The sequence below is a fragment of the Enterococcus sp. 1001283B150225_161107_E12 genome (genome assembly GCF_015556925.1).
Classification (GTDB): Bacteria; Bacillota; Bacilli; order Lactobacillales; family Enterococcaceae; genus Enterococcus_B; species Enterococcus_B mundtii.
This window is the reverse complement of sequence record NZ_JADNNI010000020.1, coordinates 1-12,481: the sequence shown is the minus strand read 5'-3', so window position 1 is coordinate 12,481 and position 12,481 is coordinate 1. Positions and strand designations below refer to the sequence as shown.

Annotated in this window: 14 protein-coding genes; 3 read left to right on the top strand and 11 right to left on the bottom strand. The window is 37.9% G+C overall.

Translation table 11 applies throughout. From position 1 onward, the window contains the following. Positions 1-6 precede the first annotated feature (6 nt). The 5 genes from I2F89_RS13220 to I2F89_RS13200 all read right to left on the bottom strand — a co-directional run bounded on the left by I2F89_RS13220 (position 7) and on the right by I2F89_RS13200 (position 3,894). Positions 7-381, bottom strand: a complete 375-nt coding sequence (locus I2F89_RS13220) for a YlbF family regulator (protein WP_071866086.1) — start codon at positions 379-381, stop codon at positions 7-9. A gap of 15 nt (positions 382-396) precedes the next feature. Next, complete coding sequence (locus I2F89_RS13215; RefSeq protein WP_023518925.1) at positions 397-1,194, bottom strand: TIGR00282 family metallophosphoesterase; 798 nt, start codon at positions 1,192-1,194, stop codon at positions 397-399. 448 nt (positions 1,195-1,642) lie between these two features. Continuing rightward, a complete protein-coding gene (locus I2F89_RS13210) occupies positions 1,643-2,416 on the bottom strand; it encodes an HAD family hydrolase (RefSeq protein ID WP_071866085.1) in 774 nt (257 codons plus the stop codon). Between the two features lie 14 nt (positions 2,417-2,430). Beyond that, positions 2,431-3,063, bottom strand: coding sequence for a DNA alkylation repair protein (locus I2F89_RS13205; RefSeq protein WP_195514487.1), 633 nt, complete (start codon positions 3,061-3,063; stop codon positions 2,431-2,433). Between the two features lie 33 nt (positions 3,064-3,096). Then, positions 3,097-3,894 carry a formate/nitrite transporter family protein gene (locus I2F89_RS13200; protein ID WP_010734405.1) on the bottom strand — a complete coding sequence of 266 codons (798 nt, stop codon included), beginning with the start codon at positions 3,892-3,894 and terminating at the stop codon, positions 3,097-3,099. Positions 3,895-4,217: 323 nt separating this feature from the next. Here I2F89_RS13200 and rpsD point away from each other — a divergent pair, with 323 nt between their 5' ends. Both rpsD and I2F89_RS13185 read left to right on the top strand, forming a co-directional pair. Then, the gene (gene rpsD / locus I2F89_RS13195) at positions 4,218-4,829 is read left to right on the top strand and encodes a 30S ribosomal protein S4 (RefSeq protein WP_010734406.1); all 612 of its coding nucleotides are present in this window, start codon (positions 4,218-4,220) and stop codon (positions 4,827-4,829) included. Between the two features lie 1,236 nt (positions 4,830-6,065). Then, positions 6,066-6,608 (top strand): biotin transporter BioY, encoded by a 543-nt coding sequence (locus tag I2F89_RS13185; protein ID WP_071868039.1) that lies wholly within the window; start codon positions 6,066-6,068, stop codon positions 6,606-6,608. A gap of 118 nt (positions 6,609-6,726) precedes the next feature. On the opposite strand, the gene I2F89_RS13180 is transcribed toward I2F89_RS13185, so the two are convergent. The 4 genes from I2F89_RS13180 to I2F89_RS13165 are packed head-to-tail and all read right to left on the bottom strand — an operon-like array spanning position 6,727 to position 9,901. Continuing rightward, complete coding sequence (locus tag I2F89_RS13180; RefSeq protein ID WP_195514486.1) at positions 6,727-7,374, bottom strand: DUF998 domain-containing protein; 648 nt, start codon at positions 7,372-7,374, stop codon at positions 6,727-6,729. Positions 7,375-7,402: 28 nt separating this feature from the next. After that, positions 7,403-8,164: a 3-oxoacyl-ACP reductase gene (locus I2F89_RS13175; protein ID WP_195514485.1), complete on the bottom strand. Its 762-nt coding sequence runs from the start codon at positions 8,162-8,164 to the stop codon at positions 7,403-7,405. After that, the gene (locus I2F89_RS13170) at positions 8,161-8,382 is read right to left on the bottom strand and encodes a DUF2829 domain-containing protein (RefSeq protein ID WP_195514484.1); all 222 of its coding nucleotides are present in this window, start codon (positions 8,380-8,382) and stop codon (positions 8,161-8,163) included. Before I2F89_RS13170 ends, I2F89_RS13175 begins: the two co-directional genes overlap by 4 nt. After that, the gene (locus I2F89_RS13165) at positions 8,372-9,901 is read right to left on the bottom strand and encodes a helix-turn-helix domain-containing protein (protein WP_195514500.1); all 1,530 of its coding nucleotides are present in this window, start codon (positions 9,899-9,901) and stop codon (positions 8,372-8,374) included. The genes I2F89_RS13170 and I2F89_RS13165 overlap by 11 nt, the downstream gene beginning before the upstream one ends. Positions 9,902-10,334: 433 nt before the next feature. Here I2F89_RS13165 and I2F89_RS13160 point away from each other — a divergent pair, with 433 nt between their 5' ends. After that, positions 10,335-11,069: an MIP/aquaporin family protein gene (locus I2F89_RS13160; RefSeq protein ID WP_086335311.1), complete on the top strand. Its 735-nt coding sequence runs from the start codon at positions 10,335-10,337 to the stop codon at positions 11,067-11,069. A gap of 410 nt (positions 11,070-11,479) precedes the next feature. Here the strand turns inward: I2F89_RS13160 and I2F89_RS13155 are convergent, their stop codons facing one another. Beyond that, a complete protein-coding gene (locus I2F89_RS13155) occupies positions 11,480-11,746 on the bottom strand; it encodes a type II toxin-antitoxin system RelE family toxin (protein ID WP_071868044.1) in 267 nt (88 codons plus the stop codon). Continuing rightward, the gene (gene relB, locus I2F89_RS13150) at positions 11,743-11,976 is read right to left on the bottom strand and encodes a type II toxin-antitoxin system RelB family antitoxin (RefSeq protein ID WP_071868045.1); all 234 of its coding nucleotides are present in this window, start codon (positions 11,974-11,976) and stop codon (positions 11,743-11,745) included. Before relB ends, I2F89_RS13155 begins: the two co-directional genes overlap by 4 nt. Between the last annotated feature and the right edge of the window lie 505 nt (positions 11,977-12,481).

Below are 12,481 nucleotides of genomic sequence, written 5' to 3'. Positions count from 1 at the left end.
GTGTTCTTAGTTTTTTGAGGCATTATGCTCCTCCTCTATATACTCATTGATTTCATTTTGGATCATTTGAGTCAAGTGTTGCAATAACTCATTTGCCTCCACCAGTTGACGGCGGTAAGCAATCACTAAAGGATAGTCGTCGATAGATTGTGTCAGGACTTCGATCCGTTTGATTGCTTCTTTTTCTGCTTCTTTTTGTCCATAATGCGCATATTGTACTGCATCTTTTTGCGCTTGCTTCAATGCTTCTGTTTGTTGATTCAAGTAACGACTATGTTTCACTTTATGTTCCAATTCTTGATAACGTGTGATCGTTTCATTCTTCTTTAAAAGAGTCGCCAATTGGTCGACTTCTAATTGGATCGTCGTTTTGTCCTGCACATTCCCTCTCGCTTTCTATTCTCTGTAAGGGCGGTCATCGTTGATTTGGATCAATTGGATATCTTTTGCTTGTCCTGTCTGGTCGTCGATGTCCAAGATACAACCACTTAAAAGCCCACGACCTTGTTCCACCACTTCAAAACGCTTTGGTAAAGCCGTTAAAAATTTTTCAATGACTGGTTCACGACGCATCCCTAAAATCCCATCATATGGACCCGTCATACCAACATCCGTCAAATATGCCGTTCCTTGTGGCAAGATTCGCGCATCGTTCGTTTGAACGTGCGTGTGTGTACCGACTACAGCAGACACTTTTCCATCTAAAAACCAGCCCATTGCTTGTTTTTCACTCGTCGTTTCTCCATGAAAATCAACAAAAATGATCGGTGTTCTTTTCCGAGCTTCTTCGACTAACTCGGTCATTTTACGAAATGGATCATCTAAATCAACCATAAATGAACGAGCTTGCATATTGATGACTGCCAGTTCCAATTGATTGACTTTGACAAAAACGATTCCTTGCCCTGGCGTACCTTCTGGAAAATTTGCTGGACGAACCATTTTTTTCGCGTCATCGATAAATTCAAAAATATCACGATTGTCCCACGTATGATTCCCCATCGTCACGACATCTACGCCATCTTGCAGAAACTTCTTATAGATTTTCTCTGTGATCCCACGACCTGAAGCCGCATTCTCACCATTCACGATCGTCATTTGTGGACGATATTTTTTCTTCAAGCGAGGGAGATATTCTGTGATCATTTCTCTACCCATCGCACCTACTACATCACCAATAAACAATACCCGCACACGATTTCCTCTTCTCTTCTAACGTATCTTATATTATAAGTGTTTTAGTAAAGAAAGGAAAGAGGTTGTAATAGAAGCTGTTTTCTAGAATATCAAGAAAGGGTATTTTGAACTAACTAGCAACAGCTTTTTATAACTTTATTCTCTAACTATGTAAATTGATCAAAATTTATTTTTTAATTTTTTTACTAAGTAAACAATAGACAGGGCTAAACCTATGAAGGTCATGAACCAAAACAGCAATTTCAAAACCAAAACGACGTTTACGATGATGTCTCCCATGATATCACCTCCTATTTTAAAGAAGTATGATAGTAACTATCTGATAATATGATAGCATATCGTTTATGTATCATAATGAGGTAAAAAAAGAGAGGACATTCAATCAGAAAAATCCTGTTGCATGCCCTCTTTTTAACTAAAATTATTGTTGTATGAACTTTGCAATTTAAATCAAAGCTAATTCTTTCAAAGCCTTCCAAATACCATCTTGATCATTCGTATCTGTGACCATTTTTGCTTCCGCTTGAACTTCTGGTACGGCATTCCCCATTGCCACCCCAATACCAGACATGCGAAGCATTTCGCGATCATTTTGTCCGTCACCAAAACTGATGACGTCTTCTGGCGCAATCCCTACTCGATTGGCTAGGTTCATGATCGTTACCGCTTTGGAACCATCGTGTGGCACCACATCGACACTATTTTCGTGCCAACGCACAAACCGAATACGATCATAAGCGCTGAATTGTTGATCATAGGAATGGTCAAAGAAAGCTAATGCTTGATACACATCCTGTTTTTCAACAAAGTATTCGTCCAATTCTGGTAAGTGTGCACCAAATGAATGCATCGCATCTTCCATCATATCGATACGATTAGATGAAAAGCGTTTGATTGAATCTAAACTAACAAATGCTGTATCAATATCCTTTTCTTGCGCTTCTTGAATAAATTGGTGTAATTGTTCTTGATCCAGCAAATTTTTATAGACTTGTTCATGATCCAAAAATCCGGCTGCACCGTTACATAGAATATAATTGCTAAATGCTAGATCACGGATAACTTCTTGTGCGTGAAAGCGACTACGCCCTGTAGCAATCGTCACTAAATGTCCATCTTTACGCAGTTTTTCCAAGGCTTCCCTTGTACTGTCCAATGCCTGTTTGTTGGAATCTAACAACGTGCCGTCGATATCAAAAGCAATTAATTTGCGTGTCATTCTATCTCGCCTCTCTATAAATACTTACTTGCTTCTCTCGTTGCAAGCTTGCTTAATTCTTTTGTCAATTGTTCTTTTACCCAAAGTGGATTTGTTTTGCTATAGTCCCGCAACGCCCAACCAATAGCCTTTTGAATAAAAAATTCATTTGTTGAACGATCTGCATCAATCGCTCGTTCGAGTAGAGCGACATCTGTCTCTTCTTTGAACCCTAGTTGCAGGGTGATCGCAATTCGTCTTAACCAAAAGTCTTCTTGACCTTCAAATAATTTGAAAACCGCATCAACTTCTTGGTGCAGTTTTCCCCACGTGCTGTAGACTTTTTGCCAAGAATCAATACTGTCCCACCATTCCTTCTGTGAGACAAGCTCAAGTAACCATACTAAGTTATCAAAAGAAAGACGCTTGACGTTCTTTTGGACTAAATCGATCGCTAAATACTGATACTCCCGTTCTTCCTGCATATAATAATCTTTTACTAATAAAAGTAAGTCTGAAATAGGTATCTCCTGGCTTTCTTTTAAAAGAGCCTTTTGTAGTAACGCTCTTTCTGGCTTAGGAACTCCTGCAAATCGGAAATGATGCTTCATGTAAGCTTCCATCTGCTGAGCTTTTTCTTTATTATTCGGAAAAACAATTGTCTCCAAGGGATGGCCTCCTTCGATTTTTAAAGGAACGAACTAGTCAACATAGGATGATTTTGATTGATTCAACCATGCATAACCTAAACCAATGACTAAACCACCACCAACGTAATTCCCAATCAACGCAAAGGAAAGATTGTGGATCACATTACCAACAGTCATGGCATCCATCTGCCCACCTGAAACAAAATAAGCTAATGTGAATGCCGGGAAGTTGGCAATAACGTGTTCATAGCCTAAAAAAGCAAAAATGAAAATAATGAAAACAATCGCTAAGACTTTCCCTGCATCATCTTTCATTCGCATACTAATCAATACCGCTGTATTTACTACAATGTTGGCAAACATTGCTTCCACCAAAATGGTTGTTGTCGGTTTCGTCAATTTGACTGCAATCGACTCTAACATATAATTATCCATCGGCAGATCTTGGAATGGTGTCGTCAAAGAAATTAAAAAGCCAAATAATACCCCACCAATCAAGTTAAATAAAATACAAGTAAACAGAATTTTTGCAGCTAGACCTAATTTTAACCGCTTACGTTGGACCCCGACCGACATATAAAGCATATTTGAGGTACCAAGTTCAGCATTCATGTATAAAATCATGACTAAAGACCAACTAAACATAAACGCATAAAGTATCTTTCCAAATCCATGAGCAATATGCTCACCTTTGATAGCAATCGAAAAAGCAACAGCAGTTCCAAGTGTCAAGAACAAACTAGCTAATAAAGCACGCACGGCATAACGGGCGTAACTATTTCCGATCAAATCAACTTTCTTTTCGATTGATGCCTCAATCTTTTCAAACAACGGTGATACTGGGTTCATCTCTTTTCTCCTTTAAGATTTGTTCAATTATTTTCATGCTTTTGGCATATACCCTCTTATTCTATAGACAGAACTGGGGTTTGTAAAGCTTTTTTGCTACTTATTCTCTTGACATTGATAGGTCATATCGCTTATACTGTAATTCGTGTAAAATAATGCAGCAGAAAAATAATAACTCGTCCCTAGTTTGTTGCCCCGCTTCGGGTTCAATTGCGTAACCGCGGCTGCAAAGGTGAAGATTGAAGAACAAACTATACGATTATGAATTTTTTAACGGATTATTTTACTCCAAAAAATATAGTTATCTATTGGAGGAAATTTTAATGTCTCGTTATACAGGACCATCATGGAAAATTTCTCGTCGCTTAGGTATTTCATTATCTGGCACAGGAAAAGAATTAGCACGTCGCCCTTACGCTCCAGGTCAACATGGACCAAACAGCCGTGGCAAACAATCAGAATACGGTATGCAATTAACTGAAAAACAAAAATTACGTCATATGTACGGTATGAACGAACGTCAATTCCGTAACTTGTTCGTTAAAGCAAGCAAAATCAAAGAAGGTAAACACGGGGTTAACTTCATGATCTTACTAGAACAACGTTTAGACAATGTTGTTTATCGTTTAGGTCTTGCAACTACTCGTCGTCAAGCACGTCAATTAGTTAACCATGGTCATATCATGGTTGATGGCAAACGTGTTGATATCCCTTCATACCACGTTGCAGTTGGTCAAGTGATTTCAGTTCGTGAAAAATCACAAAACATCTCAACTGTAAAAGAAGCAGTTGAAGCAACTGTTGGACGTCCAGCATTCGTAAGCTTTGACGCTGAAAAATTAGAAGGTTCATTGACTCGTTTACCAGAACGTGACGAATTGTACCCAGAAATTGACGAAGCACTTGTCGTTGAATACTACAACCAAAGCCTATAATTCAAAAAACTTTGGTACAAAAAAAACCGGCTATCCTTTGGATAGCTGGTTTTTTTAGGTTGTGAAAAAAGCGCTTAGCACTAAGGCATAAGCCAGAAAAATCGAAAATGGCTGTTTCATTTTTGATTTTTTTGGCTTATGTCCGAAGTGTTGCTTTTTGAACACCGTTTATCGAGGTTGTGAAAAAGCTGATTAGCTCCAAGTAATAAGGCAAGGCCTGGGAAAATAGTTCTCCATATTTTTCCAAGTCTTGCCTTATTATCGTAGGAGTTGGCTTTTGAACACCGTTTATCAAGGTTGTGAAAGAAGCGTTTTGACTTGAGCAGTAAGATAGAAAATCAGAAAATAACTGTTCATATTTTTTGATTTTTTAGCTTAATGTTGAAGGTCAGCTTTTTGAACACCGTTTATCGAGGTTGTGAAAAAGCTGATTAGCTCCAAGTAATAAGAAATAATGTCCCCGTGTCTTTTCTTCGCTCGGACACACATAAAAAGATAGACCTCAAAACAACGTACGTATTCCGTTGAGTCGAGTGCTATCTTTTTATGTTGGCTTTAGCAGGTTCAGTTGTATCCATGACTCGAACAATAGCAAGAGAAATCAATTTGTATTCGCTACTTGGGTGATAAAACAGCTAAGTTTTTGATGTTCTCAATCGTTCTCTGAAGATACAGCTTTTAACTGCCACTTCCCACTTGGTTTAGACGAGGAAAAGAACATGTCCTCTACAGTGTGATGCTTCAAATTTCATAAACTGTCTCGCATCATTGCTTTTCCAATGAAATGTGTCCTTTAAGCAAGCAACTGCTTAGTTTCTCCCTTTATCAATGGTGGATAGACATGTTAACTTGTCACTTTCACAGTTGCTGATTATTGGCACATTCATTCGTCAAACAGCTTTTAGTTACCCATGGCAAATCGATGAATGTTCACTGGCCGTTTCAACCAACAAACCAGTTCATTGACTAGGTTGGGCACCTATCTGTAGAAAGATCATGAATGATCATCCTCATTTTTCTATGTGCCAAAATATAGTTGATTATGTTATATAAAAATTATATCACGTATCAAAACACTTGCTATTCATACTTTTTCTCACATTTGGAAATATTTTTGTACTCTTACTTCTTATGTGCGTTTTCAAAATATATCATAAAGAGACTTTACATTTATTTTCTCTTCCTCTATAATTTCGTTAACCACAAAAATAAAAAAGGTTAACAAAAGGAGAACGGATGACAAAATCATTAAAAGAACTTATACTCGTTGCCGAATTTACAGCAATTATTGCAGTCCTCTCACAATTTACTATCCCATTAGGTTTGGTTCCTCTTACTGGCCAGACTTTTGCGATTGGCTTGACCGCCACATTTCTTGGGAAACGTGCTGGTACTCTCGCTGTTTGTATGTATCTCTTATTAGGATTGATCGGACTACCCGTCTTTTCTGGCATGACTGGGGGAATGGGCATCTTATTCGGACCATCAGGCGGCTACCTTTTTGGTTTTATTCTTCAGTCTTTCGTCATTGGTTGGTGGATTGAGAAGACCAATTCTCGCTTTTTCCACGCTTGGTGTGCCAATCTATTCGGCTCTCTTCTTGCTTTAGTTGTAGGTACGCTTTGGTTATCATTTAGTAGTCATTTGCCAGTTCAAACTGCGCTATTGAGCGGATTCGTCCCATTCTTGTTGCCAGAGTTGCTCAAAAGTACAGGAGCAGCTTATGTTGGCACTACTTTAAGAAAAAGATTACGGTTCAACATTCAAAAATTAGTTTAAAAAATTAATAGGATAAAAAAGAAAAACTTTAAAAATAAGCGATATCCGCCAAATAGAGCAACTATTTTTTGGCGGATATCGCTTATTCTCATAGCCAGACACTTCTATAATCATCTAGTTATACCATTTCATTTTTCACTATCAACTTATTATTCGTCGTATAGATGAAAGATAGAAAGAAAACAAAAGCTTGTAGGGGAAAGATCACCATTCGCTCCATCAACCCTGAAATATTCCATCCTTGTGCCATTCCAATTGGATTCAATGCGCCAAAAAAAGTGATCAATATGGCGGTAGCAATACATATTTTTCCTAACGTACGTAGTTTTTCTTGTTTAAGATAACCAAACCCAATAAGGAATAAAGAAGATATAGTAGTAAATACGACAAGGATCGTCACAACAATATGCATCGTATTTTGGAAATTCATATCCGCCTTATCGCCTGTCAATGGAAATAGTTTATAGCCTACCACTGTAGTGCTTGCCATCACAAGAAAAATCAGATAACCGATCCGAGTCAGCCCATGATACTTTTCAAAGGCGGTCACGACCATTCCAATGACAAATAGTAAAAAGCCTATACCATAGATAAGCAGGATCATATTCAATAAATTCGCATTTGGCGCACCAATGGCGGTTAAAGAACTGATGTCTGTCGTGATTGGATCATATGATTCCCAAAGGTATTGCCCAAGAAACACATGTACAAAATAAGCAACTACACTAACCATTCCAAGAGGCATCAACCAAACGATCACTTTCATACGTTTCCCCCACTTATTCTTCTTTCAGCTATTTAAGCAACCATCCACCATCGATTGGAACGATTGCTCCATGGATATAACTCGCTTGAGGCGTCGCAAGAAATAACGTCAATTCTGCTACTTCTTCCGGCTGTGCCCAACGCTTAACAGGCGTTTCTTCTGCGACCCATTTGGCCATCTCTCCGTCACCTGCAAAATCAGCTGCATTCATCGGTGTTTGGATGGCGCCTGGTGCGATGGCTTTTACACGTATCCCTTGCGGGGCATAATCAAGGGCTAACTGTTTCGTGAAGCCGATGATTGCATGTTTGGCGCTCGTATACGCGATTCCACCACCGCCAGCCACCATACCTGCAATGGAGGCCATATTGATGATCGTTCCCGTTTGCTTTTCGAGCATATCAGGCAACACTTGTTTTGTTAATCGAAAGAGACTTTTTACGTTGACCTCATAGATCCGATCCCAAAGTGTTTCGTCTGTGTCTAATAAAGGCTTGTAGCCATCAAGAATCCCTGCGGTATTCAATAAGATTGAAATATCGCCGACTTTTTCATGACACGTAGTGACCGCTTGTTCAATCACTTCTTTTTGTGAAATATCACCGAGAAATGAGATAAAATGCGTAGGATATTTTATGGCTAGTTCTTCCATCTTACCTGATTTCAGATCCACACCAAATACTTTCGCTCCTTGATTTAAAAAAGCTTCTGCTTGTGCAGCACCGATTCCTTGAGCGGCGCCTGTCACAAAGACGACTTGATTCGCTAAGTCCGGATAATGATTCGTCATTCAATGATCATCCAATCTTCTGCTAGAATATCGCAAACGGTTGGCGCAAAGCTAGAAAATCCTTCGTCGCTCGTTTTGATCAGAAAATAAGGCGTTACTGGACAACCATCAAATTCATCATCGGAAACCAGAACAACATATAATTCAAATCCACTCCAACCTTTTCTAATAACCTTTGCACCTGTTTTTAACTGTGGCAATACTTCTTCAAATGTCATGATTTTTTCTCTCTTTCTTTGTTTTGATTTCTTTGATTTTATCAAATAAACGGATATAATCCGAGAGTTCAAGTTCATCTGTGACGATGAAATAGTCTAGATCCGCCCAAGGTTTGCGATGGATCTTGCTTGTGGATAGTAACAGATCGACCTCTCTTCCTCGATAATCCGCTGGTAAAAAGTACAACTGATACTCCTCTCTGAAAAAGTGCCTTAGGTTTTCTTTTAGTAATTCTTCTTCAAAAAGAGGAAAGTCCGTCATCAGTAAAATAGTGACTTGTGGTAATTGTCGATCAAAAACACGCATCGTTTTTAACACGGTTAGATACCTTCGCATCAAGAATGTCGCATTCTCATAGACCCACTCGTCTGCACGTTGTGTTGCTCGATTGAAAAAATTCAGCAACCATTGTTTCAATGACTCATTTTCACTAATGAAGTGTCTAGAAAAATTGCTACCTTCCCCATCAACCATTTCCTTCGCATGAGGAAACAAGTACGCGAACAGGTGACTACTAAGCAAATAGTTCTCTGCTTCTTTGGTGAATGATTCTTCGGTCAACTGCTTTTCTTCGCAGTATGCTGCTAACGCATTCTTCATTTCTAATAGAGCTATAAAAGGAGCTGTTTGTTGTTTTCGGTGAAAAGCAAAAATCTGCTGACGGATTCCTGACGATTGATAATATTCTTCTCTGGTCATCAGCACTAGAAATAGTGCACCTAATTCTTCTTTCCCTTGGAAATAGTTTGGAAAAAAAGGCGCCATCCACTGACTAAATGCTTCAAAGAGTGGATTTTTTTCAATCAACTGTCGTTTTTTATTATTTAAAACCACAAAATGTTTTTGGGATTTACGTAAGAAAAATGCACCTAACATATACTCTAATCGCCGTTTCTTGATCTCATTCAACCGAACATCAAAAAACTGTAAAATCTGGTCCGCAATTTGTTTGACGTCCTGTTGTGGAATAGTTTCGAAGGGCCAAACTTTACCACGAAATAACTGCCAAAAAGTCATATGTAGGTATAATCGAATGATTTCTTCTTCCCCACACGCAATATAGCTTCCTCTTTTGAGTTGGATACCATACCTCGAAAATTGTTCTTTCCAATCATTGATTTTCCGATGAGCAGTTGACTCACTGATATAATGCTTTTGTGAGAATTGATAGAGCGTATGAAATTCTTCAAAAAAAATGTCGTGCAACAGCTGGTATTTAAGCGTACTTTGCACGAGGTAAATCAAAAAGCGTTCACGTTCAATAGGATCCAGAGAATCATAAAAATGATAACCCGATCGATGATTCTTCGTGAATAAAGATTGCTCTTTTCCACTGAATAATTGATAATTTTTGATCAATTCAACTAAATATCTGGTTACACTTCGTGCGTCTAGTTGAACCTTTTGTGCAAGTTGTGCCGCTGTGTGCCCTACCTGATCCTCAAAGCTTTCGAGTAAGAGCACTTTGTAATATAAGTCTTTGTCAAAACGTTTTAAGTACTCAGAAGACAAATACAACGACTTCACCCCTTATCGACTATTTTCCTCATTGTAGCATATAATCCTTATTGAAACACCAAAACAGACAAGCTAAGGAGGCATTCAATTAAAGTAATTCCCTTCTTTTTGTAGACGATTCACTCACAGTGCATCGTGCGATTATTCGTTCCATTTCAGTTTCATTTTTTCTGAAATTTTCAAAAAATGTTTGTTGATAGCGACAATATTTGATAAAATTCACTATTTATTTTTGATATATTTATAGTTAGGGTTGGTGTTTTGTGTCATAGGGTTTTATCAATGTGTCGACTGTTGCTCGGATTTCTTTCTATAAAGAAGTCGTTTTTTATTTTGCACTTATCACGACAACAGAAGTACACCTCTTACGGAACACTTCACCCGCTGTGTTGTTGTTTCTTTTTTATATTTCAATAAATTTATGGAGGGTATTATGGATTATTCACTTATGACCCGTCTAGCGGCGGAACTACTTGGTACAGCATTATTGATCGTTTTAGGTAATGGTGCTGTCGCAAACGTAGATTTAAAAGGAACAAAAGGATATGGCAGTGACTGGATGCTGATTGCTGTTGGTTATGGTTTTGGTGTGATGATGCCAGCAATGATTTTTGGTGGCATTAGCGGAAATCATATCAATCCGGCATTTACGATTGCTTTAGCCTCTAATGGTTTATTCCCTTGGGCAGAAGTCGTACCTTATATCGTTGCACAATTACTTGGAGCAGCTCTTGGACAATTGATCGTGGTCGCTTGTTACAAACCTTATTACGATCAAACTGAAGATGTAAACCATGTCTTAGGAACTTTCTCAACTATCAACAGTGTTGGTTCTAAATTCAATGGTTTCGTCAACGAATTCTTCGGTTCATTCGTCTTATTCTTTGGCGCATTAGGTATCACAAAAGCACCTTTCTTCCAAGATAACTTAGGAACAGCTCACTTAGCTCTTGGTTTCTTAGTTTGGACATTGGTCGCTTCACTAGGAGGTCCTACAGGTCCTGGATTGAACCCAGCACGTGACTTTGCACCTCGTTTGGTTCATGCGTTGTTACCATTGAAACATAAAGGTTCTTCACAATGGGATTACGCTTGGGTTCCAGTTGTGGCACCGATTTGTGCCGGTATTGTAGCAGTATTTCTCTACAAAGCATTATTTATGGCATAAAATTAATGAATACTATAAAAACGGAAATCTTTGGAAGCAATTCCTTAGATTTCCGTTTTTTATTGATTTCAAAGCTAAAATCATCCTCTGATTGGCTTAATATCCTTTGAATCATCTTTATGCCAGTTTCTTTGTTTATCGGATATCTTCAATACTTGTTTTTAATCAAGGCCAGGTAGCACCTTACCCAATCGGCATGACTCATACTTTACTTTTCGGCTTGGTACTCTTCGTGTTCGGCGTGATAAGTTTTATCTTTATCAAAAATAAGAATAAAATCTCGGTTAGATAACTCAATACAAAGGCATCTCATTCCTTTTTGAATAAGGTGCTTTTTGGTTTGACTTGGTGAAAAATATTTGAATACAAAAAACCGAAGTGTATAACTATTCACTTCGGAGTAGATTCTACTATAGATATATATTTTTTCTATGTCCTACTTCTAATGCTAAAACAATCAACTTTTCATCATCAATCTTTGTAATGACGCGATAATTTCCTATTCTGTATCGCCATTTACCTGCGTAGTTCCCCACAAGTGGCTTACCTGTATATCTAGGATTTTTTGTGCCTTCGATCTGTTTATGTAACCATCTTAATATAGTTGTTGCTTCGAATTTGTCTAGTTTTCTTATTTGCCTATCGAAGGTAGGAGTTGTTCTTACCGAGTAGCTCATTTTTTTTCACCTATATCATACTCCTCTAAAAGAACAGATAAATCATTTGATTTTTTATCTTTCAAATACTCTTCATAGGCTAAATCTCCTATCTTTGCATCATACGCATCTTCTAAAGCATCTAATGTTTTTGTTTTAAGTAATTCAGAGAGACTCTTTCCTTCAAACTTAGCCATTTCATCCAAAAATTTTTTCTCATCTTCTGTCACACGAACTGTAATTGTTGCCATAATATTCCCCTCCTCTGATTTAATTCATAGGCATTTTAATTATAACATACCTTCGAACGAAAGAACACAATTGTGTTCATTTATCGAGATGATTTTTCATCTACTCATCCATAGAGAAACAAAGAATATTCTTATCGTCTATCCCCCTAAATAAGTGTAGAATAGGGTCGTAGCTTGTACATCAAAGAGAGAATTCAACTCATTATGGACACAAATAAGACAAAGGAACGATTAAGTGTCCATTTAGACAAGTGAATTGTAAAAAGAAGTTGGCAGCTTATTGTCTGATACATCGCTAGATTACACGATCGATGAAGTTGCCGGACAGGATTGGTGGAATAAAGTAGCGGAGATCAAGAATGAATGGGAATGATCGATGAAGTAAAACCAAAAAATATATGAAAAACCACCAAGTGTCATCTAAATCGGGCTCTATAATTTATGGGACTGATGAATCAAAATTGATTCTTCAGTCCCATTTTCATTTTAGGTATTAAAAAACATA